Below are 26,813 nucleotides of genomic sequence, written 5' to 3'. Positions count from 1 at the left end.
GGATGCTTCATAGCAGATGATGCGACGTGGCGATGGTTTTGGGCAAACTGATCAGCATCCGCGTGCCGCGTCCATTGTGGATCGGGCTGGCGGCCGCGATGCGACCGCCCATGGCGTCGACGAACCCCTTGGCGATGGCAAGGCCCAGTCCCGCGCCCTGGCTGCGGTCGCTGGGTTCCTCGAGGCGGCGGAACTTGTCGAATATCCGCTCCAATTCGGCGGCCGGAACGCCCCTGCCCTCGTCCTCGACGCTGATCACCACATTGGCGCGATCCTCGTAGACGGCCAGCTCGATCCGGCTGCCTGGATCGCTGTAGGTGATGGCGTTTTCCAGAATATTGACAACGACTTGTTCGAGAAGGCTCGCATCCGCCTGGACCAGGGTCAGGCTGGGCGGATAGTCGCGAGCCAGCACCCGGCCGCCTAACCGACGGCTCACGCGCTCGGCGGCGGCGTTGAGGACGTCGCGCACATCGGTCCAGTCGGTGCGCAAACGCAGAGCGCCCCCCTCCAGACGGGTCATGTCCAGCAGGTTTGCGACATAGCGACTGAGGCGCTCGGCCTCCTCGCGAATGCTGAGCAACAGGTCTTCGCGCACCGCCTTTTTCATCTTGTCGCCGTACTCGAGCAACGTGCTGGAGGCGCCCATGACGGTGGAGAGCGGCGTGCGCAGGTCATGGCTGACCGAGTTCATCAGGGCCGACCGGAAGCGGTCGGCGCGGCGCAGGGTTTCGGTCTCGACGGCTTCCGAGGCCAACTGCGAACGCTCCAGCGCCACCGCGCCCTGTTCCAGCAGGGCCAGGACCAGGCGTTCCAGATCCGAACCGGGCGGCGCGGCGCCCGCCTCTATTCCGGCGACCCCCGCGCGAGCGCGGACCCCCTCCAGCGGCCAGAAGGTCCAGCGGGCCTGAGGCAAGGTGCCCGTGCCGAATCCGGCCGCCTCGCCTTTCTCCCAGGCCCAGCGCGCGGCGGCCATCTGGGCGGCGTCCAGAGGCTCCAGGCTGGGCGCGCCGGCGATGGGAGCCAGTTCTTCCCCCTCGGGCAGCAGCACGGTCGCCCTCCCGCCCGCGGCGGCCGAAACCTGCTCGGCCAGGGCGCGGGCGACGGCGTCGCGTCCAGTGGCGGCCGACAGAGTGCGGCTGGCCGCCAAAAGGGTCGTGACGGCGGCGGCGCGGCGCTGTGAGCCCAGGGCCTGATCCCGCACGCGCCCCGCCAAGCCGCCCGAGGCCAGAGCCACGGCCCAGAAGACGATCAAGGTGATGAAGTCGGTCGGCGAGCCGATCTGGAAACTGTAGCGCGGCGCCAGGAACAGATAGTTGTAGACCAGAAAGGCCGCCGTGGCCGCCGCCAGGGCGGGTCTCAGCCCATAGAGAACGCCAGCGGCCAGCACACCGGCCAGATAGATCATGCCAAGGTCGGCGTGGTCGAACGCCAGGTCCAGACCCCAGGCCGCCAGGGTGGCCGCGCCAATGAACAACGCGCCGACGGCGTAGCCCTGCCAGGGACCCAGGCCAAGCTTCTTGGCGCGCTTGGGCGGCGTCTCGTGCGCGGCCTCGGTGACCACATGCACCGCCACGCCGCGCGCCTCGCGCAATAGCGCCGTGGCCAAGGAGCGCCCCAGGATCTCGCGCCAACGGCTCTCGATCGACTTGCCGATGACGATCTGCGTGACGTTGCCGCGCCGGGCATAGGCCATCACCGTGCCGACGATGTCTTCACCGGTCAGGGCCACCGTGGCGCCGCCCAACTGCTCCGCCAGCCGATAGGCTTCGCGCAGCCGCGCCGCGCCGCCCTCCCCGGCCGCCGGACGATCGGTGCGCTCGACGTGAGCGACGATCCACGGCGCGTCCATCATCATGTCCGAGAGCCGTCGTCCGGCGCGGACCAGAGACCCCGCCATGGCGTCGCCGCTGACCAGCACCAGAATCCGTTCGCCCGCCGCCCAGGGCCCTTCGACGCCCTTTTCCCGCATGGCCGCGACCAGCTGATCGTCGACCGTCTGAGCCGCCCGGCGCAGGGCCAGTTCGCGCAGCGCCGTCAGGTTCTCGACCTTGAAGAAGTTCTCCGACGCCAGGCGCGCGGTTTCCGGCACATAGACCTTGCCGGCCGCCATCCGCTCGCGCAGCTCCTCCGGCGTGATGTCGACCAGCTCGATGGCGTCGGCGCGCGACAGGGCGCTGTCGGGCACGGTTTCGCGTTGGCGAACCCCGGTGATGCGCTGAATGACATCGACTAGGCTTTCCAGATGCTGGACGTTCAGCGTGGTCCAGACATCGACGCCGGCGTCCAGAAGCTCCTCGACATCCTGCCAGCGCTTAGGGTGACGCGAGCCGATGGCGTTCGAGTGGGCGTATTCGTCGACCAGGAGGATCTTGGGCGCGCGCTCCAGGGCGGCGTCGATATCGAACTCCATCTGGATTCGGCCGCGATGCTCGATCGGCTTGCGCGGCAGGATGTCCATGCCGCGCAGCAGGCTTTCCGTCTCGCGCCGGCCGTGGGTCTCCACCACGCCGATCAAGACGTCCTGCCCCTCGGCCTTTCGGCGACGGGCGGCGCGCAGCATCTCGTAGGTCTTGCCCACGCCCGGGGCCATCCCCAGAAACACCTTGAGGCGCCCTCGCCGCGCCCTGTTGGCCGCGGCGAGGAGCGCCTCTGGATCGGGACGTTTCGGTTCGTCGACCGGCACTAACCGCCCTTGCCGTTGTTCATGGGAAAGCGAGCGTCGATCGCTCGATTAAGCGCTAGCACATTGACGCGCGGCTGGCCGATAAACCCGAGAAGAGGCTTGGCGACCGCGGCGTCGATCAGGGCCAGAACCTCGGCCTCGGGCGCGTTGCGGGCCTTGGCCACGCGCGGCGCCTGGAAACGGGCGTTCGCCGGCGAGATGTCCGGGTCCAGGCCCGATCCCGAGGTGGTCACCGCGTCGGCCGGGATCGTCGCGCCAGGGTTCTCCTTGCGCAGGGCGGCGGCGTCGGTCTTCTCGCGAGCGATCAGCTTGTCGTACAGCGGACCCATGTTCGAGCCGCCCGAGGCGGTGGGGTCATAGCCGTTGCCGGCGGCCGAGGGGCGACCGTGGAAGTATTCGGCCTTGGCGAAGGTCTGGCCGATCAGGACCGAACCGACGACCTTGCCGCCCGGGTCGCGGACCAGACTGCCGGCCGCCTGGGCGGGGAACGCCGCCTGGGCGACGCCGGTCACGGCCAGCGGATAGCCCAGGCCCAGCAGGACCGTGAACAGACCCATCGAGACGATGGCGGGACGAAGATGCGAAAGCATGACGTATGAATCTCCGATCGCGACGGTTTACGCTAGGCCCAGCGCCGAGATCACCAAGTCGATCAGCTTGATGCCGACGAATGGCGCCACGAGGCCGCCCAGCCCGTAGAGGGTCAGGTTGCGCGAGAGCAGCTTGCCGGCGCCGATGGCGCGGTACTTCACGCCCTTGAGGGCCAGCGGGATCAGGGCCACGATGATCAGGGCGTTGAAGATCACCGCCGACAGGATCGCGCTCTGCGGGCTGTGCAGCTTCATGACGTTCAGCGCGGCCAAGGCCGGCAGAGCGCCGACGAACATCGCCGGGATGATGGCGAAGTACTTGGCCACATCGTTGGCGATCGAGAAGGTCGTCAGAGCGCCGCGGGTGATCAGCATCTGCTTGCCCACCTCGACGATCTCGATGACCTTGGTCGGGTCGCTGTCGAGGTCGACCATGTTGCCGGCCTCGCGCGCGGCCTGGGCCCCGGTCTGCATGGCCACGCCGACGTCGGCTTGAGCGAGGGCCGGCGCGTCGTTGGCGCCGTCGCCGCACATGGCCACCAGGCGGCCCTTGGCCTGTTCGTCGCGCATCAGGCGCAGCTTGTCCTCGGGCGTGGCCTCGGCGAGGAAGTCGTCGACACCGGCTTCCGAGGCGATCGCCGCGGCGGTCACCGGGTTGTCGCCGGTGATCATCACGGTGCGCAGGCCCATGCGACGCAGATCGGCGAACCGCGCCTTCACCCCGGGCTTCACCACGTCCTTCAGGTGGATGACCCCGACCAGGGCGCCGTCCTCGCTCACGGCTAGCGGCGTGCCGCCCGAGCGGGCGATGCGATCGACGGCGGCGGTGATCTCGACCGGTATGGTCTTGGGGTCGAGGGACAGAGAGCGATAGACCGCGTCGACCGCGCCCTTGCGCCAGCTGCGACCGCCCGCGTCCAGGCCCGACTGACGGGTCGAGGCGCTGAACGGGATCGCCGTGGCGCCGCTCGGGCTTTCGACGACCAGGCCCTGGTTGCGGCCCAGCTCGATGATCGAGCGGCCTTCGGGGGTTTCATCGGCCAGGGAGGCCATCAGGGCGGCCTTCAGGGCGATGTCGGGGCGCACGCCCGGCGCCGGGATCACCTCGGTGGCCATGCGGTTGCCGAAGGTGATGGTGCCGGTCTTGTCGAGCAGCAGGGTGTCGACGTCGCCGGCCGCTTCCACGGCGCGGCCCGAGGTGGCCAGGACGTTGACCTTCAGCAAGCGGTCCATGCCGGCGATGCCGACGGCGCTGAGCAGGCCGCCGATGGTCGTCGGGATCAGCGTGATGAACAGCGCGCCCAGCACCAGCGGATCGACGTTGACCCCCGAGAACTTGCCGAGACCCAAGAGCGTGACGACCGCGATCAGGAAGATCAGGGTCAGGCCGGCCAGCAGCACGGCCAGGGCGATCTCGTTGGGGGTCTTTCGGCGGTCAGCGCCCTCGACCATGGCGATCATGCGGTCGAGGAAGGTCGAGCCTGCCTCGGCGGTGACACGGACCTTGATCCAGTCGGAGACGACCGTGGTGCCGCCGGTGACGGCCGAGCGGTCGCCGCCGCTTTCGCGGATGACGGGGGCGCTCTCGCCGGTGATGGCCGCTTCGTTGACGCTGGCCATGCCCTCGATGATCTCGCCGTCGGTGGGGACGACGTCGCCAGCCTCGACCAGGATCACCTCCCCTACTCCCAGCTTGTGGGCGGGAGTCGGGATCCAGGTTCCGGTCTTGTCATCGACCAGCAGCTTGGCCTTGGTGGTGACGCGCGCGGCGCGGAGACTGTCGGCCGCCGCCTTGCCGCGCCCTTCCGCGACGCTTTCGGCGAGATTGGCGAACAGAACCGTGGCCCACAGCCACAGCGCCACCTGGATGGCGAAGCCGGCGGCCTGGTGGTTGACGATGGCCGCGCCCGCCGAGATCGTCGATAGCAGCGCCACGATCCAGGTCGCGAAGATCACCGGATTGCCGGTCAGTTTGCGGGGGTCCAGCTTGATGAAGCTGTCCTTGGCCGCGCGGGCCAGGACCGGCCCGTTGAGGCCGGCCGCCAGGGCGCCCGATTTGGGACGGCCCTCCCCGGCGTGGGTGTCGATTGAGGTCATGTGAGACGCGCCCTTGGATCAGTGGCCGGCGACGAAGGCGAGCGCTTGGAAGTGCTCGGCGATCGGGCCCAGGGCCAGAGCGGGGAAGAATTGCAGGCCGCCGAGGATCAGGATCACCCCGATCAGGAGACCGACGAAGAGACCGCCGTGGGTCGGCAGGGTGCCAGCCGACGGCGCCAGCTTGGGCTTGGCCGCCAGAGCGCCGGCAATGGCCAGAACGGCCACGATCGGCGGGAACCGGCCCAGCGCCATGGAGACGCCCAAAGTCGCGTCCCACCACGGCGCGTTGGCCGAGAGGCCGGCGAAGGCGGAGCCATTGTTGGCCGTCGCCGAGGTGTAGGCGTAGAGGATTTCCGACAAACCGTGCGGTCCTGTATGCATCAGGGCCTTCAGCGCCTCGGGTAGAACCGCGGCGATGGCGGCGAAGCCCAGGGTCGAGACCGGGATGGCCAGGACGGCCAGGATCGACAGTTTGACCTCGCGGGCCTCGATCTTCTTGCCCAGATACTCCGGCGTGCGGCCCACCATCAGACCCGCGACGAAGACGGCCAGGATAGCCATCACCACCATCACGGCGATGCCGGAACCGATGCCGCCGGGCAGGATCTCGCCCAAGTGCATCAGGAACATGGTCATGGCTCCGCCCAGCGGCATCAGGCTGGAGTGCATCCCGTTGACCGAGCCGTTGGAGGCGCCGGTCGTGGCGGCGGCCCAGGCGGCGGTGGCCGGCGCGCCGAAGCGGACCTCCTTGCCCTCCATATTGACCGTGGTCTCGGCGCCCGCGGCCATCTGAGCCGGCGGGACGCGGGTCTCGGTGGCGTAGATCGTCGCGGCGCCCGCGAACAGCAGCACGAAGGCGCTGATCACCAGGGCCCGGATGTCCTTCTTGACCAAGGCCGAGCGGCCGAAGGCGAAGAAGGAGGCCCAGCCGAGAACGTTCAGCGACACGGCCGTGATCAGGTTGGTCAGCGGGGTCGGATTCTCGAACGGGTGAGCCGAATTGGCGTTGAAGACGCCCCCGCCGTTGATGCCCAGCATCTTGATCGCCTCCTGAGAGGCCACCGCGTAGAGCGGGATCTTCTGGTCGGCGCCCTCCATCGTATGCGCGACGACGCCGGCGGATAGGGTCTGGGGCACGCCCAGGGCGACCAGGACGATAGCGACGACCACGGACAGCGGGACCAGAACGTAGAGGGTCGTGCGGATCAGGTCCGCCCAAAAGTTTCCCAGTCCCTCGCCGCGATTGGCGGTGAAGGCCCGCGCGAGCGCGGCCGCCACGGTCGCGCCGGTGGCGGCGGAAACGAAGTTCTGCACCGTCAGCACGATCATCTGGCTGAGCGTCGACATGGTCGTCTCGCCCGAGTAGCTCTGCCAGTTGGTGTTGGTCACGAAGCTGATGGCCGTGTTGAACGACAGGTGCTCGGACAGTCCGGGGAAGCCCTGCGGGTTCAGCGGCAGCACGCCTTGCAGACGCAGGACGGCGTAGGTGATGGCGAAACCCGCCAGGTTGAACGCCAGCAACGCCAGCGCATAGGCGTGCCAGCTTTGGCTCTTCTTGGGATCCACGCCGCAGGCGGCATAGAACACGGCCTCGACGGGCCGCAGAATCGGATCGAGGAAGGTGCGCTCGCCGTTCCAGACGCGCGACATGAAAACACCCAGAGGCCAGCCGATGGCGACGGCTAGGCTCAGGGTCAGGGCGATCTCCGCCCATCCTTGCCAGTTCATTTGCTAAGGTCCGTCAGAACTTGTCGGGCCGCAGCATCGCCGCGACCATGTAGCCGGCGACGACGATCGCCCCGGCGGCCCACAACAGATTCACGATCATGGTCAGACGCGCCTCAGCGCTATGACGAACGCGCCAAACAGGGCGAACAGGCCGAAGGCCAGCGCCCCATAGATAAGATCAGCCATCCCGGCCTCCTTAGATGTCGGAAGCCATGGACCACGTCGGGGCGTAAGGACTCCATATTGAAGCCCGCCCACCTCATAAAGACGGCATAAAGATCAGAAGGACGCGGCGGATCTAGAGCGTGAGGCTGAAAGTGGGAACCGGCTTCAGCTCACATCACGCCCTAAACATTTGATTTAGAGCCTTTTTAACGCTGAAATCGATTCCGACTTCAGTCCAAAGGCTCTAGGCGGCCACGCGGGCGTCGAGCGCCTCGAGCTTGGCCAGGATGCGGTCCAGCGTCGAGCGCTTCACCGGCTTGCCGTCGCGGAGCTTGGTCCAGGTCGTCTCGCTGATCGCATAGCAATCGAACAGATGCTCGCGCGTGATCGCCGGCAAGCGCGCGCGCAAACGCTGGAAAATCTCACGAGAGGCGGTGACGGTTTCAGCCATGAAGGATCTACGCGAGGCTAACGGGCACGGATGAGAAGCAGGTGGGTAAACTATCGCTTTCCTATGACGACCGTGTGGAACGCGGCTATTTCATCATTGTAACAGATCGACAAAATCGCGCCTAAATTAGCCGTCGCTGTCGCTTAGGCCGCCGAAGTCTGTTCAAGAGCAGGGCAAGGAAGGGTCGTGCGCGCACGATTTCTTCGCCCCAGACAGGCGCCGACGACGCCAAGCGCCAGCCCGGCTCCGCCCCACCAGGCCAGTTCATTCGCCACGTCCCGCGCGGCGCCCACGGCGCGTTCCAGGTCTTGCGGCGAAATCTCCTCGTCGCCTTGAAGGGCTAGCGCCGTGGCTTCGCTGGTCGTCGCCAGGGTCTCGGCGGCGGCTCGATGCCCTCCAACCCCGGCGACCATGAAGGCCAGGCTCCAGACGGTCAGGCCCAGCAACGCCCCCCGGTGACGACTGGAAAACCGGCGCGCTCGCGTGGCGATCCAGACGCCGACCTCGAGGGCCAGGACGTTGGCGAGCAGGAACCAGAGGCCGCCGCTGAACACCAGCCCATTTACGCGGTCTTGGGTCAGCTGGAACGGATCGGCGACGATGTTCCCCACCGCCAGCCCGAGAAGATCCAGCAGGACCGCCAGCGCGATCGCGACCGGAACGCCGGCCAAAGCGATGCTCCAAACTGCGGCGCGACGACGGGCCTCGGCGGTGGCATGGATATTCGGCGCGGCCATTGCGGTTCTCCAGTCAGGCGGAGAACTCCGTGAGGACCGGGAAAGTTGCCTCGGGTTCAGAGGATAAAGCGCATTCCATCATAGGCCGCCTCGACGCCGGACGGCAGGCGCGCCGACAAGACGTGATAGTCGAGGTCGATATGCAGATTGGTCAGGATCGCCCTTCGGGGCTGCGCCTTGGCGATCCACTCCAGCGCCAGATCGACATGCGCATGGGTCGGATGGGGCGTCCAGCGCAGGGCGTCGACGATCCAGACATCCAGATCCTCCAGGTCCGCCCAACTGCCGTCGGGAATGGCGCGAACATCGGGCGTATAGGCCACGCCGCCGAAGCGATAGCCGACCGCGCGGACGCCGCCGTGATCGACGTCGAAGGTGTGGACGGGAATCGCCCCGCTGGGTCCTTCGATCGCGAAGTCGACGCCCAACGGCGGGATCAGGCGCGGATCCAGAATGGCCGGATAGCCGCCCCGCGTCTCGAACACATAGGAGAACCGGTTCAGCAGGCCGTCCCAGGTGGCCTGGTCCATATAGGTCGGGATACGTTCGCGCTGGTTCAGGAAGAACGGCCGCAGATCGTCGATCCCATGCGCCTGGTCGGCGTGGTCGTGGGTGTAGAGCGCCGCGTCGACGCGCTGGACGCCCGCTTGAGCGGTCTGCAGGCGCAGGTCGGGCGAGGTGTCGACCACGACGGTGGTCTGATGACGCGGACCGCCCTCGCCGAGCCGGCGCACCAGCAGCGAACAGCGAGAGCGGTGATTCCGCGGTTCGGCTGGGTCGCAGTCGCCCCAGTTGCCATCGGCGCGCGGAACGCCGCCCGACGAGCCGGAGCCCAGGATCGTGAACTCCAGAAGCCCGGTCACGGTCGCGGGATCCGGTCGAAAAGGTCGAAGAACGCGTCCTCGGTCCGGGCCTCGGTATCGGCCCTGCTCCAGCCGCGGATTTCGGCCAGCTTGTCGTAGATGTGCGGCAGATAGGCCGGTTCGTTACGCCGGCCGCGCATCGGCACGGGCGCCAGATAGGGGCAGTCGGTCTCGACAATGATGCGGTCGGCCGGCATGTCGCGGATCAGCGCCCTCACCTCCTCCGCCGCCTTGAACGTGGCGATGCCCGAGACCGAGAACCAGGCGCCGAGGGCAGCCGCGCGGGCGGCCAGTTCAGCGCCGCTCGTATAGCAATGCATCAGGATCTTGAAGGGTCCGGACGCGTGCTCCTCCTCGAGGATGTGGCCCATGACATCATCGGCTTCACGGGTATGAACCACCAACGGCAAGCCGCTTTGCCGGGCGGCGACGCAGTGTTGGCGGAACACCTGGGCCTGCACGTCGCGCGGCGATAGGTCGTAATGGAAATCCAGCCCGCACTCGCCGATGCCGACCACGCGCGGGCGCTGGGCCAGCTCGACCAGACGCGCGGCGACCAGGCCAGGATCTTCCTTGGCTTCGTGCGGGTGCGTTCCGACGGTGCACCAGATGTCGGGCTCGGCCATGGCGATCGCGTGAACGGCCTCGAAGGCGGAAACCTTGTCGCAGATGGTGACCATCAGGGCGACGCCAGCATCGCGGGCTCGGGCGATGACCGCGTCCCTGTCCTCGGCGAACTGAGGGGCGTGGAGATTCACGTGGCTGTCGATGAGCATACGGCTCACATCGCCGCCTTGGCCGCCGCGCGCAAGTCCGAGATGACGCTCCAGAAGGCGTCCCCGCGATCAAGGTTCACCGCCTCGACCTCGCCCGGGAGCCTGGAGAGCCGCTCCCACGCCTGCGCCCAGCGGTCCAAGCCCTGTGAATTCGCGCCGTCGGCCGCCACCCGGGTGGCGAAGATCCGCACCTGGTCAGCCATGCGGTCCATGAGAAGCTCGAACCGCGCCATCCCCTCCGCGCCCCGGAAGGTGTCGGCCATGGCCAGCAGCGCCCCCTCATCGATCTTGGGCAGGGCCCGCAGGATCTCGTTGGCCGCGTCGTCGATCTCGATGGCGCCGGCGGCGGCCAGCTGCAGCGCCTTGCCTGGCGCGCCGTGAGCCATGCGGACCAGACGCTCGGCGTCCCGCTCGCCGACATCGGCCATGCGCTCGACCATCTCGGCGGCGGCGGCGATCCCAGGAGCTGGCACGGGCAGGCGCCGGCATCGCGAACGAATGGTCGGCAGCAACTTGCCTGGCGCGTGGCTGATCAGAAGGATCACCCCGCGCGGCGGCGGCTCCTCCAGCGTCTTCAGCACGGCGTTGGCGGCGTTGACGTTGAGATCGTCGGCCGCGTCGATGATCGCCACCCGATAGGGCGAGACGGCCGGCGTCGTGGCGAAGAATTCGGGCAGGCGGCGGGCTTCGTCGACCGGAATGGACTTACGCGCCTTGCCGTCGTCGGTCAGGCGCTCCAGCACCATCAGGTCGGGATGCGAGCGCGCGGCAACCTGGCGGCTGACGGCGTCCGACGGCGCCGCGCCGAGTAGTCCCTGACTGGGGTCCGGACGCGCGCCCAGCAGGCGGCGCGCCATCCTATAGGCCAAGGTCGCCTTGCCGACGCCTTCGGGCCCCGTCAGCAGCCAGGCGTGGTGCAGCCGCCTCCGCTCCAAGGCGTCGATGAACGCGGCCTCGGCGGCGGACTGGCCGTCCAGACGATAGACATCGCGAGGGTGAGCGGGCGCGTGCATCCCGGCCTCCATCGACCGGTTTCGGCGTGTTGTCCAGCCTCTAGGGGCGAAGCACCGTCGCGCCCGAATAGCCCATCGACTCGACCCGCTGACGCAGGCTCGAAGCCGAGCCCTCGTCCGGTCCGGCCGAGACGGTGACTCGATAGAGCGTGCCGCTCGGACGTTCTATGGCCTCGATCGTCGTTTGTCCGGCGCCCGAAAGTTGTCGGACGGCCTTCTCGGCGTTCTCACGATTGGCGAACGAAGCGGCCTGAATGCGGTACGTCCGGACCGGGAGCGGCGCGGCGTCCGGCGGGTTGATCGGCGGAGCCGACGCTTCGGCCGGCGGCGCGGCCGCGATCAGCCGCGGCGGCGCCTCAGGTTCGCGGCGTGGCGTCAGGACCTGCACCCGCTGAGGCGGCTCCTTGATGTCGTCGAAGCTGCGCGGCGCGTTCGGATCGCGCTGGATCGAGGCGTAGCGGCGCGGCGCGTCGAACGCCGCTTTGGGCGCCGGGCCCACATAGCGAACCCGGACATGGGCGACGCCGGCGCGTTGGTAGCCCAGTTGCTCGGCCGCCGCCTTGGACAGGTCGATGACGCGGCCGTCGACGAAGGGCCCTCGATCATTGACCCGGACGATCATCTTCTTGCCGTTGTCGAGGTTGGTCACTTCGACGAGGCACGGCAGCGGCAGGGTCTTGTGAGCGGCCGATGGCACGTCCATGTCGAAAAGCTCGCCGTTGGACGTGCGGCGATTGTGGAATTGCTCGCCATACCACGAGCCGATCCCGACGACGTTGTAGTCCTTGTCCTCGCGCGGATAGTACCAGACGCCGTTGACCTGATAGGGCTTTTCGGTGCCGCGCAGAGGCTTGCCGTCGCGGCCGATCGTCGAACCCGGACGGGGCGAGCCGCCCCGCGTGGTGTCGTGGATCGCCGAGGCCATCATGCCCGACTTGCCCGTCTCGTAGCGGGGCGTCGCGCAAGCGGCCAGGCTGATCGCCGCCATGACCAGAAGGCCAAGGGCGCGCGCGTTTCGCCAAATCTGATCCAAACCTTCGTGCATCTGCCCGTCACGGACCCGGGGCGCGCCCCATCCACGCCATACTGTCGCTGGTTTGTTTTGAAGTCTGGTTAAGGGCGGGTCACGCTGATATAGCCGCCTGCTCCGGACAGGTGGCCGAGTGGTTTAAGGCAGCGGTCTTGAAAACCGCCGTAGGTGGAAGCCTACCGTGGGTTCGAATCCCACCCTGTCCGCCAAGCTTTTCAAATCGCGAAAAAGCCTTTCAGGACAAGTATGTCGGCGATACGCACCGCGCTCTACGGCCAGGCTGATCATGATCTGGCGCCGTCCTCGGCGGGCGCGGTCCAGCTCTCGCCGTTCGTTCCAGGATCGAGCGATATCGCGTCGTTGCCGGACGAATCCTTCGCGGCCGTCACCGTTCGCGCCCCGGCCGGCGCGGTGGAGCGGCGTTTTGTCCTGGCTCACGCCTTGCGGATCCTCGCGCCAGAAGGACGCCTGACCGCCTTCGCGCCCAAGGATCGCGGCGGCCTGCGCCTAAAGAAGGAGCTTGAGGCGCTGGGCTGCGTCGTCGGCGAGAGCGCGCGCCGGCACCATCGCATCTGCGTCGCCGTGCGTCCGAGCGAGATCGCCGGCTTCGACGAAGCGGTCGAGGCGGGCGCGGCGCGGCGCATCGCCGAGAATGGCCTCTGGACCCAGCCCGGCGTGTTCAGTTGGGATCGGCTGGACGCCGGCACCAACGCCCTGCTGCAGGTCCTGCCGCCGTTCGCGGGCGTCGGCGCCGACTTCGGCGCGGGCATCGGTCTCCTGGCCTTGAATGTCCTGGCGTCGCCCAAGGTGACAAAGCTGACTCTCGTCGAATTGGACCGGCGCGCCGTCGACGTCGCCCGTCGGAACGTGACCGACCCACGCGCCGAGCTCGTCTGGGGCGACGTCCGTCAGGGCGGACTGAAAGACCTCGACTTCATCGTCAGCAATCCCCCGTTCCACGAGGGCGGCGGCGAGGACAAGGCGCTTGGACAGGCCTTTATCCGGGCCGCCTCCGAGGCCTTGCGCAAGGGCGGCTCGCTGTGGATCGTCGCCAACCGCCACCTGCCCTATGAGGCGATCCTTGGCGAAAGCTTCGCCAAGGTCCGGCTGGTCGGCGAAGGCGGCGGCTACAAGGTCTTCGAGGCCCGAAAGTGAGCGGCAAGGCCCTGATGGCGCGCCTGGATCGGCTGCTGGCCAATCTGGGGTATGGCAGTCGCAAGGATGTGCAAGCCCTGGTGGCCGCCGGCAAGGTCGTGCTGGACGGCAAGGCGCTAAAGGACGCCGGCGCCCGCATCGCCGTCGACGCGACCCTTCCCCAGCGCATGACGATCCGCGGCCTTCCGCTCGATCCGCCCGCCCCGCTTGTGCTTATGATGCACAAGCCTCTGGGCGTGGTCTGTTCGCACAAGGAAGAGGGCGAAAAGATCTATGATCTGCTGCCGCGCCGCTGGCGGCTGCGCGATCCGGGCCTCTCCACGGTGGGGCGCTTGGACAAGGAGACCAGCGGCCTGATCCTGATCACCGACGATGGCGATTTTCTGCATCGAGTGATCTCGCCCAAGCGCCATGTGCCCAAGACCTATCTGGCCGCGCTGGACAGGCCGCTGACGGGCTCGGAGGGCGATGTCTTCGCCGCCGGGACCCTTATGCTGGACGGCGAGGAAAAGCCGCTGCTGCCGGCCAAGTTAGAGGTGGTCGACGCCCGGACGGCCCGCCTGACGATCACCGAGGGCCGATATCATCAGGTCCGCAGAATGTTCGCGGCCGTCGGCAATCACGTGGTGGGCCTGCACCGCGAGCGGATCGGCGGCTTGAGCCTGCCCCCCGATCTCGAGCCCGGTCTGCATCGGATTCTAACGACCGCCGAAGCCGAAGCGGTGTTCAATGTCTGAGCCGACGCGGGTCGACGCCCGGGGACATCACTGTCCGGTCCCTACCCTGAAGCTGCGCAAGGCGCTGGAGGCCGCCGCGCCGGGCGACGAGCTGTTCCTGCTGGCCACCGATCCCATGGCGCGCATCGACGTGCCGCACTTCGCCGCCCAGGTGGGCGCCGCCGTCCTTGAAATCGCCGACCGCGAAGGCGGCGTCATCCTTTTTCGTATTCGGAAGGCGCCTTAAGCGCGATCGCCGCCGGGCCTCCGAGCAAGGCGGTCGGCCGATAGTCGAGAGCGATCTCGACCTCGGTGGCCAAGGCTCCGCCGAAGAAGATCGCGTTCGTGCTCCAGGAAAGCCAGATCAGAAAAATGATGACGGCCGAGATCGAGCCGTAGGTCGCGCCTAGGTGCACCACCTTCTCGACATAGAAGGCGCTGGCCCAGGACATGAAGACGCAGAGCGCGGCCGCCGCCACGCCGCCCGCCACCGAGGCCCGCCAGCCCAGGGGCTCGCGCGACATGGCGTAGCGATAGACGAGGGTCATGCCGACCACGATGCCGAAGCTGGCCCAGGTCCATTCGGACTGAATCCAGGAAACCCCCGCCAGCGGCCGGAGATTCAGAGCCGAGCCCAGCAGTCGCAGGGTCAGAAACACGCCGGACATCACGAAAAGCAGGCCGAACGCGGCGATCAGCACCAGCAAGGCCATCAGGTTGAAGCCGAAGAAGCCGCGTTGATTCTCTTCGTCGTGGATGAAGGACAGCCCCGCCAGCAACGCCTTGAAGCCCCGATGGGCGGCGTAGGCGCCGACGAGCAAAACGACGCCGCTTTGAAGCGAAAGGGCCTGTTCGGGCGTGTGGGCCAGGCGGCTCAGCTCGTCATGGAAGATCGGACGCGCCCCCGGCGGCACGAGTTCGGCCAGGCGCGTGGCCTGCCGCGCCGCCGCTTCAGGCGTGATCAAGAGGCCATAGGCGCCGATCAGGATGGCCAAACCCGGAAACACGGCCAGCAAAGCGAAGAACGAGGTCCCACCGACATAGAGCATCACGTCGCGTCCCCACAGACGCGACAGGGCGAGGCCAAGAACGCGAAGAACTTCCTGGACCCAGTGAATGGGATCAAGGTCCAGGTCACGCCAACGAATAGGGTGCCGATTTTGCATCCGGCGGACCATGGCGGCGCCGCCTTCGAGAGTCAAAGACGCGCCGCCCGGAACAGACGGCGCGTCTCCGCGGGCCTTGCCCGAAACCGAACGCCGCATCGAGGGACGGATGGCGCGACGCCCGGCTGACGTTCGAAAACTAGGATCCGCCACCTGAACCCAGCCTGAATGACCTCAGAGCGCGCCGGACGCCTTCAAGCTAGCGACCTGGTCGGCGGAAAAACCCCAATCGGCGAGCGCTTCATCGTTATGTCCGCCGATCGGCGGCGGCGGTCCCTGGATCGCCCCGGGCGTGGCCGAAAAGCGCGGCGCCGGCGCCGGCTGCATGACCCCAGCCACCTCGACGAAGGTCTCCCGGGCGGCATTGTGGGGGTGCTTGGGCGCCTCGTCCATCGTCAGGACCGGCGCGAAACAGACGTCGGTGGCGTCCATGATCGCGCACCATTCGTCGCGGCTCTTCCGCTTGATGACCGCCGCCAGCTTTTCGCGCAGCTCCGGCCATTCCTCTCGACTCATCTGGTGCTGGAATTGCGGGTCGGTGATTCCCGTCTTCTCCAGCAGCAGCAGGTAGAACTGCGGCTCGATCGAGCCGATCGAGATCCACTTGCCGTCGGCGCATTCGTAGGTGTCGTAGAAATGCGCCCCGCCATCCAGCATGTTGGCGCGTCGCGCCTCGGTCCACATGCCGCCCGCCTTGAAGCCGTAGAACATGGCCATCAGCGAGGCCGCGCCGTCGCTCATGGCGCAGTCGATCACCTGCCCCCGCCCCGTCTGACGCGCATGGATCACGCCAGCCAGCAGGCCGAACGCCAGATAGAGCGCCCCGCCGCCGAAGTCGCCGACCAGGTTCAGCGGAGGCACGGGCTTGTCGGTCGTGCCGATCGCCGCCAGGGCTCCGGTGATGGCGATGTAGTTCATGTCGTGGCCGGCGGCCTTGGCGTAGGGCCCGGTCTGTCCCCAGCCGGTCATGCGCCCATAGACCAGCCTGGGATTACGAGCCAAGGCGACGTCCGGCCCGAGGCCCAGACGCTCCATGACGCCGGGACGGAAGCCCTCGATCAGGCCGTCTGCCTGTTCCAGCAGCTTCAGGCAGGTCTCGATCGCGGCGGGATTCTTCAGATCCAGCGCCACCGATCGCCGCCCGCGCGCGGTGACGTCGGCGGGCGATCCGCGCCCCTGCCCCTTGCGATCGATTCGGACCACGTCGGCGCCCAGGTCGGACAACAACATGCCGCAGAAGGGCCCCGGGCCGATGCCAGCGAACTCGACGATCTTCAGTCCCGAAAGCGGCCCCTGGCCCATGACGCGATCTCCCATTCTTCCCCTTTTCGGGGCGGTTCTCTGACCGTAGCCGCGTCAGTAGAGCGGCGATGACGTTCGGTCAGGCAAGCCCCGAAGGAAACGGCGCCGAATTCGCCCCGCCCCGCGACGTTGCGCACCTTTGACCACGCAACGCCTCTGCTATGTTGCGGCGTCGAATCTCGGCGGCCCCCAGAGCTTGATGGCGGTCCGTCACCGAGCTTCGCTCCTGAAGCACGAGCCCTTGCCGGCTCTGCGGGATCGGCGAAGCCAGAGTTCGGGCGGAGGTTGGTTTTGGCGGTTGACGCCCGGATCCTGATCGTGGCGCGCGACGATGTTCGCGCGGGACCGCTGGCCGAGGGGCTGGACCGGTTGGGCTGGCGCACGATCACCGCGCGCGGTCCCTATGCCGCCTTGGCCGCGCTGGGCGATCTTCCGATCGAAGCCGTCATCGTCGACCTCGCGACCGCGGGGCCCGAAACCCAGACCCTGGCCCGGCGCCTGAAGGCCGCCGTCGCGCCGCGCCGCCTGCCGGTCATCGCCATCGGCGAGCCGGACGGCGATTATCGCAACCAGGCGTTCGACCTGACCCTGTCACCGCCGCTGCATCCCTCCCAGGCCGCGCTGCGCCTGGAAACCCTCGTGCGCACCGCCATCGCCGAGGAAGAGTTCGAACTGCGCCTGGAGACGTTCGGCGAACGCGGTCGGCGTCTGGATCTCCCCGAAACGCTGGACGAGCGCTACCGCGTCCTGGCGGTCGGCGAACCCGCGCCGCAGTTCCTGGCCCTCTCCAACGCCCTGCAAAACAGCGGCGCGGAGGTGATCGGGGCGTTCACGGCCTATACGGCGTTCGATTATCTGCATGAGCGCCCCTTCGACGCGGTCGTTCTGTGGGCCGGCGACAGCCAGCAAGAAGCGCTGTCGATCGCGGCGGGGATGCGCCGCAACACGCGACTCTTCCACATTCCGGCCCTGCTCTATCTGAAGGCCGAAAGCTATGTGACCATGTCCGAGGCCTTCCATCGTGGCGTTTCCGACGTGGCCTCGCCCGATACGCCCGAGATCGACACGGCGACGCGGATCATCGAGCTGGCCCGAAACTTCCGACGTGGCGAGGCGATCCGAGGCGCCTTGGAAAAGGCCCGAAGCTCCGGCCTGATGGACGCGGCGACGGGCCTCTTCACCCGCGACCTCTTCGCCGCCCACTTGGCGCGGCTCGCTCGGGCGGCGGCCGAGCGAGCCAGGCCGCTGTCGATCTGCGTCCTGCGCATCGCCGACAAGCCCGAGACGGTCTGGGCGCGCCAGAACGGATGGCTGGACCGCGCCATTCCGCAGATCGGCTCGATGGTTGGCCGCCTGGTGCGTGTCGAGGACACCGCCGCGCGCCTGGCCACGGAGGTCTTCGCCCTGGCCCTGCCGGCGACCAATCTGAACGCCGCCCGCGCCGCGGCCGAGCGAATCGCCGCCGTCATCGGCTGCACGGCCTTTGACGCGGGCGAGGATCGGGCGCCGTTCGTCTGCGAGTTCGACATCGGCGTGGCCGAGGTCGAGCGTGGCGAGGGGGCGGTGAAGGCCTTGGAACGCGCCGCCGCCAGCGCCCTGAAGCGCGACGTCGGCTGACTCTCCGCGGCGCCGCAAGCAACGCTTGGGCGCCCTAGGGGCAGCCCCTATATGAAACCTGTCCTGTAGCGGACAAGATTTCCAGAGGAGCGCGCCTTGAGCCAGACCATGACCATTGACGTGGTGGCCGACGTCGTCTGCCCCTGGTGCTATCTGGGCTGGCGACGCCTGAAATCGGCGCTGGCCCTGCGCCCGACCGTTCAGGCTCAGCTGATCTGGCGTCCCTATCAGCTGGACCCGACGCTTCCCGAGGAGGGCGTCGATCGCAAGGCCTACATGGCGAACAAGTTCAAGGATCCCGATAAGCTGAAGGCCGTCCACGCGGCTCTGGTCGAGGGCGGCGCCGAGGAAGGCATCGCCTTCGACTTCGATGCCATCGAGATCGCGCCCAACACCAACGCCGCCCATCGCCTGATCCGCTGGGCCCTGACGGCGGGCGCGCAGGACCAGGTCGTGGAGGCGCTGTTCAAGGGCTATTTCGAGCAAGGCCTCGATATCGGCGACCCGATGGTGCTGGCCGACATCGCCGAGGCGGCCGGCATGGAGCGTCTGGTGGTGCTGCAACTGCTCTCCGAAGGCGCGGACAAGGAGGCGGTGGCGCGCGAACACGGCATGGCGGTGCAGGGTGGGATCACGGGCGTGCCCTTCGCCATCTTCGCCGGCAAGGTCGCCGTGGTCGGCGCCGAAACGCCGGAAAGGATCGTCGAGGCGATCGACCAAGCCCTGGCCGCCTAGAGCCTTTAGCCTGAGATCGGAATCGATTTCAGGCGTCAAAAAGGCTCTAAATCAAATATTTAGAGCGTGAGATGAGCTGAAACCGGTTCCCACTTTCAGCCTCACGCTCTTGGCTCGCGGCGTTCGCCTTCCGCCTCGGCCCTTGCTTTTTGCGCCGCAACAAGCGCATAAGGCCCTTCGTGGGCCCCCTTCCGTCGCGGAGGGGGCTATTTTCGTTGGAATTCGACCAAGAAGCGGTCCGAGGGAAGCGTTCAAGGCTTCAGAGGGGCCCGATTTGGTCACTGGCGCGAGCCGCGCGTGTTTGTGTGCGCGGCCGCAGATGAACTGGACCTAGATGCCCTTCCCCGCTTCCCACCCCGCTCTTGAGCGGGCTCTCGCCGCTCAGGGTTACGCCGAGCCCACCCCCGTCCAGGCCGCCGTGTTGGCCGCCGACGCCGCTGATCGCGACCTCCTGGTCAGCGCCCAGACCGGCTCGGGCAAGACCGTCGCCTTCGGCCTCGCCGCCGCCCCGACCCTGCTGGGCGAGGCCGAGACCTTCGGCCAGGCCGCCGAGCCGCTGGCCCTGGTGATCGCCCCGACCCGGGAACTGGCCATGCAGGTCAATCGCGAGCTGGCCTGGCTCTACGCCGAGGCCAAGGCCGCCGTGATCAACTGCGTGGGCGGCATGGACGCCCGGCGCGAGCAGCGCGCGCTGAAATACGGCGCCCACATCGTCGTCGGCACGCCGGGCCGCCTGCGCGACCACATCGAGCGCGGCCACCTCGACCTCTCCAAGCTAAAGGTCGCCGTGCTCGACGAGGCCGACGAGATGCTGGACATGGGCTTCCGCGAGGACCTGGAATTCATCCTCGACGCCGCCCCGCCCGAGCGCCGGACCCTGCTCTTCTCGGCCACCCTGGCCCGCGACATCGTCGAGCTGGCCAAGCGCTATCAGAACGACGCGCTGCGCATCGACACGATCGCCCGCGACGAGCCGCACCGCGACATCGAGTACCGCGCCGTTCGGGTGGCCCCCAACGAGGTCGAACACGCGGTCGTCAATCTGCTGCGCTTCTTCGAAGCCCCCGGCGCGCTGGTCTTCGCCAACACCCGTGAAAGCGTCCGCTCGCTGCACGGCAAGCTGCGCGAGCGCGGCTTCGCGGTCGTCGGCCTCTCGGGCGAGCTGTCCCAGCGCGAGCGCGCCGACGCCCTGCAGGCGCTGCGCGACGGCCACGCCCGCGTCTGCGTCGCCACCGACGTCGCCGCGCGCGGCCTCGACCTGCCCGACCTTGGCCTCGTCATCCACGCCGAGCTGCCGATCAACAAGGCGACCCTGCTGCACCGATCGGGCCGCACGGGCCGGGCCGGCAAGAAGGGCGTCTCGGCCCTGGTCGTGCCCTACACCCGTCGCCGCAAGGCCGAGCAGCTCTTGTACGCGGCCGGCGTCGACGCCGAATGGGGCGGCGCGCCCAGCGCCGACGCCATCCGCGAGAAGGACCAGGAGCGCCTGCTCGAGGACCCGATCTTCGCCGAAACCTCGACCGAGGAAGACATCGCCCTGGCCGAGGCCATGCTGGCCAAGCGCACGCCGGTCGAGATCGCCGCGGCGCTGATCCGCACCCGTCGCGCCAAGCTGCCCTCGCCTGAGGACATCTATGACGATCCGCGCCACGGCGCCGATCCAGGGCCCCGCGCCCGAACCGGCGAACCGGGCGAGCGTGCGCCGCGCGAGCCGCGCGTCGACATGGAAGGCTCCGAATGGTTCCGGATCAGCGTCGGCCGTCGCGGCAACGCCGATCCCAAGTGGCTGATCCCGATGATCTGCCGCCTGGGCCACATCACCAAGAAGGACATCGGCGCGATCCGGATCTTCGACTACGACACCAAGTTCGAGATCTCGGCCGAGGCGGCGACGAAGTTCGGCGCGGCGGTCCAGGCCACGGTGCGCGAGGACGTCTCCATCACCCCGACGACCGCGCCGGCCCCGCGCGGCGAGCGCCCGCCCAGGACCTACGAGCCGCGCGATCCGCACGCCCCGCAGCGCGAGTTCAAGCCGCGTCCCCCGCGCGGCGAAGGCGAGGATCGCCCGTTCAAGAAGCGTTTCGAGGACGCCGATCGTCCTCAACGGGAGTTCAAGCCGCGCGCGCCCCGCGACGAGGCTCCGCGCCCCTACGCGCCGCGGGAAGGCGACGATCGCCCCAAGCGCGCGTTCAAGCCGCGCCATGAGGCGTCCAGCGACGCTCCGCCGCCGCGCGAGTTCAAGCCGCGCGCGCCTCGCGAGGACGGCGAGCGTCCGAAGAAGCCGTTCAAGAAGGGCTTCGGCGACAACGCGGCGGGTCCCAAGCCCTACGCCAAGCCCTATGCCGGCAAGCGCGATGGCGACGGTCCGGCCAAGCCGTTCAAGGGCCCCAAGCCCTTCAAGAAGAGCTTTGACGCCAAGCCCGGCGGCAAGCCGGCCGGTAAGCCGTTCAAGAAGAAGTAGATGACAACGAGCCCCTCCTTCGCCGGAGGGGCTTTTTTCTTACACGCTCTGCCCCGCCGACCAGCCCGAGGCCCAGGCCCACTGAAAGTTATAGCCGCCCAGCCAGCCGGTGACGTCGACCACCTCGCCGATGAAATAGAGCCCCGCAACGGCCTTGGCCTCCAGGGTGCGGGAGTCCAAAGCGTCGGTATCGACGCCGCCCAGCGTCACCTCGGCCGTGCGATAGCCTTCAGAGCCCGCCGGCTTGACCGTCCAGGCATTCACCGCGCCGGCCAGCCTGCCGAGCACCTTATCCGAACAGTCGGCGATATTGCCCTTGTCTGGGGCGTCCTCGTCGGCGATCAGCTGCGCCACGCGGCGGGGTAGCAGGGTCGACAGCACCGTCGCCACCGCCTGGCGCGGGGTCGCCGTCCGGGCCGCCTTCAGCGCCGCCAGCGCGTCGACGCCCGGCGCCATGTCGACCCGGATCTCGTCGCCCTCGCGCCAGTAGGACGAAATCTGCAGGATCGAGGGGCCGGACAGCCCGCGATGGGTGAACAACATGCCTTCGCGGAACTTGGTCTTGCCGTGCGAAACCACGGCGTCCAGCCCGATTCCCGACAACGGCGACAACCGCGCCAGCGTGGCGGGCTCGAAGGTCAGGGGCACGAGCGCGGGACGAGTGTCCACGACGCCGAGGCCAAACTGCCGGGCGATGTCGTAGCCTAGGCCCGTCGCGCCCATCTTCGGAATCGATTTGCCGCCGCTGGCCACGACTAGCGAAGCGCAGGCGACCTTTCCGGACGACAGCGCGACTTCGAAGCCGCCCTCGGTCTTGGTCACGCCCTCGACGCGGGTCTCCAGGCGGAGCTGGACGCCAGCGGCCCTCATCTCCGCCAGCAGCAGGTCGACGATCTGTCGGGCCGAACCGTCGCAGAAGAGCTGGCCCAGGGTCTTTTCGTGATAGGCCACACCGTGGCGCTCCACGAGGGCGATGAAGTCGCGCGGCCGATAGCGCCGCAGAGCCGAGACGCAGAACTTCGGATTGGCCGACAGGAAGTTCAGGTGCGTCGCGCCGAGATTGGTGAAATTGCACCGACCGCCGCCGCTGATGCGGATCTTCTCGCCTGGCGCCTTGGCGTGGTCGACGACCAGCACCGAGCGCCCGCGCTTGCCGGCCTCGATCGCGCACATCATGCCGGCCGCGCCCGCGCCGATCACCAGGACGTCGTGATGTTCCAAGGTCTTCCCATCATCAGCTCCCGCTTCTTCGACCGGAGCCGGCCTTCGAAGTCAATCGCCGGCCGGCCTCGCCTTGCGCTTGACCTTCCTGGTGAAGTCGCTACGACGCACGCCCTCCTCTTCCCAACCGATCGAGCCTTCCATGACGGCCGCTCCCGCGCCGACCATCGGCGTCGACTTTGGCACCACCAACACCGTCATTTCGCTGACGCACGGCGATGACAGGGCGCGGCTGGTGCGCTTCACGCTGGACCATCGCGAGCTCTTCGCGTTCCGCTCGGCGCTCAGCTTCCATAGCCTTCAAGGCCAGGGCGGCGCGCCGGACGAACGGGTCATCGAGGCCGGCCCCTGGGCGATCGAGGCCTATCTGGAGGATCCGCTGGAGACGCGGTTCATCCAGTCGTTCAAGACCTTCGCCGCCTCGCAGGCCTTCACAGAGACGCGCATCCTCAACAAGCGCTATCAGTTCGAGGACCTGCTGGCCGCGTTCCTGCTGCGCCTGAAGGACCACGCCGCCGGTCAGCTGGACGACCTGCCGCCGCGCGTCATCGTCGGCCGTCCCGTCACCTTCGCCGGCGGCGCGCCGAACGAAGCCCTGGCCCTGACCCGCTACGAGGAGGCCTTCCGGCGGCTGGGCTTTTCCGACATCCGCTACGCCTACGAGCCCGTCGGGGCCGCCTTCTTCTTCGCCCGGCAGCTCAAGCGCGACGCCACGGTGCTGGTCGCCGATTTCGGCGGCGGCACGTCGGACTTCTCGCTGGTGCGGTTCGAGCGCGACACCGACGGGACCCTGCGCTCGACGCCGCTGTCGCGCTCGGGCGTGGGCCTGGCCGGCGACGCCTTCGACTATCGGATCATCGATCAGCTGGTTTCGCCTGAGCTCGGCAAGGGCTCCGACTATCGGTCGTTCTCCAACAACCTGCCGATCCCACAGCGCTACTACGCCGCCTTCGCCCGCTGGGACCAGCTGGCTCTGCTGCGCGCATCCAAGGATATGCGCGATATTCGCGCCCTGGAGCGCACCGCCCTGGAGCCCGACAAGATCGCCGCCCTGATCGAGGTGCTGGACGGCAATCACGGCTACGCCCTCTACCGCTCGGTGTCGTCTCTGAAGGAAGCGCTGTCCAGCCAGGCCGAGGCGAGGTTCCACTTCGAAGCCGGCTCGGTCCATATCGAAAAGACCGTGGCCCGGACCGAGTTCGAAAGCTGGATCGCTCCGGAGCTCTCCGCGATCGAGAACGCCGTCGGCGAAGCGCTGGTCCAGGCGGGACTTACGGAAACGGGCGTCGATCGCGTCTTCCTGACCGGCGGCAGTTCGTTCGTTCCGGCCGTGCGCGAGATCTTCCTGCGTCGCTTTGGAGCCGAGAAGATCGAAAGCGGCGGCGAATTCGAGTCCATCGCCTCGGGCCTGGCCCTGATCGGCCGCGAGAAGGACCTGGATCTGTGGACGATGCGCGCGCCGAGGTGAGTGTAATCGGGGTCTCGCCAACGGGAGCAAGTCCGCGTGATCGCGCCTTAAGCTCCTGATTTAAAGCCTCTTTAACCGGTTCGCATAACGCGATCTATACTTGGCGATCGTAATCCATGTGACGCATGGCTCCGCTCTGGAGCTTCGCTTAACATTCAAACGATCGATTCGCGTCGTCGCTCCGTGAGGCCCAAGTGCCGATCTCGTACCTCTCCGCCGCCCAGATCTCGGCCCTGTCGGCGAGCACGATCCAGAGTCTCTCGACGACCAAGCTTGAGGGGCTGGCCAGCACGCAGGTCGGCGCCCTCTCCAACACCGCGGTCGCCGCGCTGTCGGCCAGTCAGCTCAGCGCCCTGTCCTCGACGCAGGTCAAGGGTTTGACCGCCACGCAGATCCCGGCTTTCGCCCAGAATCTGATCTTTGACGCCGGTCAGCTTTCGGCCTTCAGCGGGGCCCAGTTGAACGCCATGACCTCGACCCAGCTGGCCCAGCTGGACACGTCGCGGATGAGCGCGCTCAGCGCCACGCAGGTTGGCGCGCTGGACGCCACGCATTTCACCGCGTTGAACGCCACGCAGGTCGGCACGCTGGACGCCACCCATGTGCGAAGCCTGACGGCGACGCAGTTGAGCGCGCTCACCACCACCGATCTCGGCGAACTCAGCGACAGCCAGGTAGCCGCTTTGTCCGCCGCTCAGGTCGCGGCGATCCCCGCCGCGCTGATCCCGCAGATGAGCGCGACGCAGTCCGCGGCCCTGACCACCACCCAGTATCAAGGGATGACCGCCAGCCAGATCGGCGCGCTCAACACCACGCAGCTGTCGTCGCTGAGCACGGCGATCGGGCTGCTATCGCCTCAACAGTTGGGGGGGCTCGTCGACACCCAGACCGCTCAGCTGTCGAGCACCCAGGTCGGACTGCTGACCGCGACCCAGGTGGCCGGTCTTAGCGCCACCGGCTTCTCGGGACTAAACTCGACCCAGGTCGGGAACCTCTCCCTGACCCAGGTCTCGGGCCTTTCGACCACCGTGCTGCGCTCGCTCAGCACGACCGACTTCGCCGAACTGACCGCGACCCAGGTGGCGAGCTTCTCGGCGTCGCAGCTTGGCGCGTTGTCGGCCAGCAATATCAGCAGCCTCGGCGCGACCCAGATCCAAGCCTTGAGCGCGACCCAGCTGGCCGGACTGACGACGACCCAGATGGGCGGCCTGACCACAACCGACTTCGGCGAGTTCACGAGTACGCAGGTCCAAAGTCTGAGCGCCAGCCAGATCGGCGGCCTGTCGACCACCAACATCTCCGGCTTGGACACCACGACCTTCCAGAGCCTGAGCTCGACCCAAATCTCTGGGCTGACCGCGACCCAGTTGGGCGCGCTCACGACCACCGACATCGGCGAGATCGCCACGACGCAAGTCGCCGCCCTCTCCGCCAACCAACTGAGCGCGATCTCCGTGACCGACCTGGCGGCGTTGTCGTCGACGCAAATGGCGTCGCTCTCGACCTACGCCCTGAAGGGACTGTCGGCTTACCAGGTGCGGAGCCTGTCCTCGACCGCCTTTGGTCAGCTTAGCGGAACGCAGGTCCAGGCGCTGAGCGGCACGCAGCTCGGTTCGGTGTCGACGACGGTGATCGCCGGCCTCAGCACCACCCAGATCGGCTATCTGCTGCCGGCCCAGATCCCGGGCCTGACCATCAGCCAGCTCGGCGCCTTGTCCAAGACCAATCTGAACGCCATGACTCCGCTGCAGGTGGCCGCGCTGACGCCGACGCAGGTCCAGGCCCTCGGCTAAAAGGGCCTAACTCTTGCCGGATAGGGCCTTGGCCAGATAGGCCGCCAGCGCCTCGACTCGGGCCGGTCGAGGCCCGCCGGGCGGCATGACGAGATGCAGAGCGATCGGCGCGGCGGTCCAGTCGGCCAGCACCGCCTCCAACTTGCCCTCGGCGATCGCGGGACCGACGATAAAGTCCGGCAACACCGCCACCCCGATCCCGGCGACCAGCGACGGAACCAGAACGTCGCCGTTGTTCGCGCGGATGGCCGCCCGAGGCCGGATCGAGACCTCCTCGCCCGCTTGGGTGAAGCGCCAGGTCTCTGGCGCGCTTTGATGGCCGTAGGTCACGCCGCGATGCTCGGCCAGGTGCGCCGGATGGCGCGGACGGCCGTGAAGCTCCCAATAGCCCGGCGAGGCGACGACGTATCGGGTCACGCTCCGCAGCCGGCGCGCCACGAGCGAACTGTCGGGCAAGGACGCCACGCGCAGGGCCATGTCGAAGCCCGCGCCGACCAGATCAACGGTGGCGTCCGAAAGATGCAGGTCGATCGAGACCTCGGGATAGGCCGCCAGGAACCCAGGCAAAACCGGGCCCAGGGTCGTGATACCCAGCGACATCGGCGCGGCCAGGCGCACAACGCCGCGCGGGGCCGAGGACTGGCTGGACGCCTCTTCCTCCGCGGCCTGGGCCTCGGCCAGCACCCGGGTGGCCCGCTCGACCAGAGACTGGCCGGCGTCGGTCAGAGCCAGACGTCGCGAGGTGCGGTTGAAGAGCCGCGCGCCAAGCCGCTCTTCCAGGCGGGTGACGGCCTTGGAAACCGTGGCCTTGGACATCGACAGTTCGTCCGCGGCGGCCGCGAACGAGCGCAGCTCCACCACCTTGGCGAATACGGCAAGGCCTTCGAGGTCGGGGAGTTTGGACATGGGGTATAGCTATATTTGGAAACAATGAGTTTCAACAGTTTCTATTTATGATGCGGGTGAGCGGCCTATCTTCTCCTCAACAGGACGCGCCGACGCGGCGCTTCGCCGGGCCCAAGGCCCAGAGGTAAGGAAGGGTT

The 26,813-nt window shown here is 67.9% G+C and carries 22 protein-coding genes and 1 tRNA gene; 9 read left to right on the top strand and 14 right to left on the bottom strand.

Annotated features, from left to right (window positions below; all coding sequences use genetic code 11):
• Positions 1 to 7 precede the first annotated feature (7 nt).
• The 10 genes from OR37_RS01470 to OR37_RS01420 all read right to left on the bottom strand — a co-directional run bounded on the left by OR37_RS01470 (position 8) and on the right by OR37_RS01420 (position 12,094).
• The gene (locus OR37_RS01470; RefSeq protein ID WP_035016796.1) at positions 8 to 2,686 is read right to left on the bottom strand and encodes a sensor histidine kinase; all 2,679 of its coding nucleotides are present in this window, start codon (positions 2,684 to 2,686) and stop codon (positions 8 to 10) included.
• Entirely contained in the window at positions 2,686 to 3,276 is a 591-nt protein-coding gene (gene kdpC / locus OR37_RS01465; RefSeq protein ID WP_004615359.1) for a potassium-transporting ATPase subunit KdpC, read from the bottom strand. Before kdpC ends, OR37_RS01470 begins: the two co-directional genes overlap by 1 nt.
• A 27-nt stretch (positions 3,277 to 3,303) precedes the next feature.
• Positions 3,304 to 5,373: a potassium-transporting ATPase subunit KdpB gene (kdpB, locus tag OR37_RS01460; RefSeq protein ID WP_004615358.1), complete on the bottom strand. Its 2,070-nt coding sequence runs from the start codon at positions 5,371 to 5,373 to the stop codon at positions 3,304 to 3,306.
• Positions 5,374 to 5,391: 18 nt separating this feature from the next.
• The gene (gene kdpA, locus OR37_RS01455) at positions 5,392 to 7,101 is read right to left on the bottom strand and encodes a potassium-transporting ATPase subunit KdpA (protein WP_004615357.1); all 1,710 of its coding nucleotides are present in this window, start codon (positions 7,099 to 7,101) and stop codon (positions 5,392 to 5,394) included.
• Positions 7,102 to 7,510: 409 nt separating this feature from the next.
• Complete coding sequence (locus OR37_RS01445) at positions 7,511 to 7,717, bottom strand: hypothetical protein (protein WP_004615356.1); 207 nt, start codon at positions 7,715 to 7,717, stop codon at positions 7,511 to 7,513.
• A 143-nt stretch (positions 7,718 to 7,860) separates the two neighbouring features.
• Complete coding sequence (locus tag OR37_RS01440) at positions 7,861 to 8,454, bottom strand: hypothetical protein (RefSeq protein WP_004615354.1); 594 nt, start codon at positions 8,452 to 8,454, stop codon at positions 7,861 to 7,863.
• Between the two features lie 56 nt (positions 8,455 to 8,510).
• Positions 8,511 to 9,317, bottom strand: a complete 807-nt coding sequence (locus tag OR37_RS01435; protein ID WP_004615353.1) for an MBL fold metallo-hydrolase — start codon at positions 9,315 to 9,317, stop codon at positions 8,511 to 8,513.
• Complete coding sequence (locus OR37_RS01430) at positions 9,314 to 10,102, bottom strand: TatD family hydrolase (RefSeq protein WP_004615352.1); 789 nt, start codon at positions 10,100 to 10,102, stop codon at positions 9,314 to 9,316. Before OR37_RS01430 ends, OR37_RS01435 begins: the two co-directional genes overlap by 4 nt.
• Complete coding sequence (locus tag OR37_RS01425) at positions 10,099 to 11,106, bottom strand: DNA polymerase III subunit delta' (RefSeq protein WP_004615351.1); 1,008 nt, start codon at positions 11,104 to 11,106, stop codon at positions 10,099 to 10,101. Before OR37_RS01425 ends, OR37_RS01430 begins: the two co-directional genes overlap by 4 nt.
• 40 nt (positions 11,107 to 11,146) lie before the next feature.
• The gene (locus tag OR37_RS01420) at positions 11,147 to 12,094 is read right to left on the bottom strand and encodes a septal ring lytic transglycosylase RlpA family protein (RefSeq protein WP_004615350.1); all 948 of its coding nucleotides are present in this window, start codon (positions 12,092 to 12,094) and stop codon (positions 11,147 to 11,149) included.
• Between the two features lie 161 nt (positions 12,095 to 12,255).
• Between OR37_RS01420 and OR37_RS01415 the strand changes: the two genes are divergently transcribed.
• From OR37_RS01415 to OR37_RS01400, 4 genes are all read left to right on the top strand, one after another.
• Positions 12,256 to 12,345, top strand: a tRNA-Ser gene (locus OR37_RS01415).
• A 37-nt stretch (positions 12,346 to 12,382) separates the two neighbouring features.
• Positions 12,383 to 13,291, top strand: coding sequence for a class I SAM-dependent methyltransferase (locus OR37_RS01410; RefSeq protein WP_004615349.1), 909 nt, complete (start codon positions 12,383 to 12,385; stop codon positions 13,289 to 13,291).
• Between the two features lie 14 nt (positions 13,292 to 13,305).
• Positions 13,306 to 14,028 carry a pseudouridine synthase gene (locus tag OR37_RS01405; protein WP_035016839.1) on the top strand — a complete coding sequence of 241 codons (723 nt, stop codon included), beginning with the start codon at positions 13,306 to 13,308 and terminating at the stop codon, positions 14,026 to 14,028.
• Entirely contained in the window at positions 14,021 to 14,254 is a 234-nt protein-coding gene (locus tag OR37_RS01400; RefSeq protein ID WP_004615347.1) for a sulfurtransferase TusA family protein, read from the top strand. The genes OR37_RS01405 and OR37_RS01400 overlap by 8 nt, the downstream gene beginning before the upstream one ends.
• Here OR37_RS01400 and OR37_RS01395 read toward each other — a convergent pair.
• Both OR37_RS01395 and OR37_RS01390 read right to left on the bottom strand, forming a co-directional pair.
• A complete protein-coding gene (locus OR37_RS01395; protein ID WP_035016794.1) occupies positions 14,223 to 15,209 on the bottom strand; it encodes a YihY/virulence factor BrkB family protein in 987 nt (328 codons plus the stop codon). The two genes, OR37_RS01400 and OR37_RS01395, sit on opposite strands and share 32 nt — an antisense overlap.
• A 138-nt stretch (positions 15,210 to 15,347) precedes the next feature.
• The gene (locus tag OR37_RS01390; RefSeq protein ID WP_004615345.1) at positions 15,348 to 16,475 is read right to left on the bottom strand and encodes a CaiB/BaiF CoA transferase family protein; all 1,128 of its coding nucleotides are present in this window, start codon (positions 16,473 to 16,475) and stop codon (positions 15,348 to 15,350) included.
• A 291-nt stretch (positions 16,476 to 16,766) separates the two neighbouring features.
• Between OR37_RS01390 and OR37_RS01385 the strand changes: the two genes are divergently transcribed.
• From OR37_RS01385 to OR37_RS01375, 3 genes are all read left to right on the top strand, one after another.
• Positions 16,767 to 18,092, top strand: a complete 1,326-nt coding sequence (locus tag OR37_RS01385) for a response regulator (protein WP_004615344.1) — start codon at positions 16,767 to 16,769, stop codon at positions 18,090 to 18,092.
• A 108-nt stretch (positions 18,093 to 18,200) separates the two neighbouring features.
• Positions 18,201 to 18,827, top strand: a complete 627-nt coding sequence (locus OR37_RS01380; RefSeq protein WP_035016837.1) for a DsbA family oxidoreductase — start codon at positions 18,201 to 18,203, stop codon at positions 18,825 to 18,827.
• A gap of 334 nt (positions 18,828 to 19,161) precedes the next feature.
• Entirely contained in the window at positions 19,162 to 21,288 is a 2,127-nt protein-coding gene (locus OR37_RS01375) for a DEAD/DEAH box helicase (RefSeq protein WP_004615341.1), read from the top strand.
• A 39-nt stretch (positions 21,289 to 21,327) separates the two neighbouring features.
• Here OR37_RS01375 and OR37_RS01370 read toward each other — a convergent pair whose 3' ends face one another.
• On the bottom strand, positions 21,328 to 22,509 hold the full coding sequence (locus tag OR37_RS01370; protein ID WP_004615339.1) for an NAD(P)/FAD-dependent oxidoreductase: 1,182 nt from the start codon (positions 22,507 to 22,509) through the stop codon (positions 21,328 to 21,330).
• Between the two features lie 142 nt (positions 22,510 to 22,651).
• Here OR37_RS01370 and OR37_RS01365 point away from each other — a divergent pair, with 142 nt between their 5' ends.
• Positions 22,652 to 23,977: an Hsp70 family protein gene (locus OR37_RS01365; RefSeq protein ID WP_004615338.1), complete on the top strand. Its 1,326-nt coding sequence runs from the start codon at positions 22,652 to 22,654 to the stop codon at positions 23,975 to 23,977.
• A 194-nt stretch (positions 23,978 to 24,171) separates the two neighbouring features.
• The gene (locus OR37_RS01360) at positions 24,172 to 25,770 is read left to right on the top strand and encodes a hypothetical protein (protein ID WP_004615337.1); all 1,599 of its coding nucleotides are present in this window, start codon (positions 24,172 to 24,174) and stop codon (positions 25,768 to 25,770) included.
• Positions 25,771 to 25,776: 6 nt separating this feature from the next.
• On the opposite strand, the gene OR37_RS01355 is transcribed toward OR37_RS01360, so the two are convergent.
• A complete protein-coding gene (locus OR37_RS01355) occupies positions 25,777 to 26,676 on the bottom strand; it encodes a LysR family transcriptional regulator (RefSeq protein ID WP_004615336.1) in 900 nt (299 codons plus the stop codon).
• Positions 26,677 to 26,813 lie beyond the last annotated feature (137 nt).

The organism is Caulobacter vibrioides OR37 (assembly GCF_000372645.1).
Classification (GTDB): Bacteria; Pseudomonadota; Alphaproteobacteria; order Caulobacterales; family Caulobacteraceae; genus Caulobacter; species Caulobacter vibrioides_E.
This window is presented reverse-complemented; position numbering and strand designations above follow the sequence as displayed.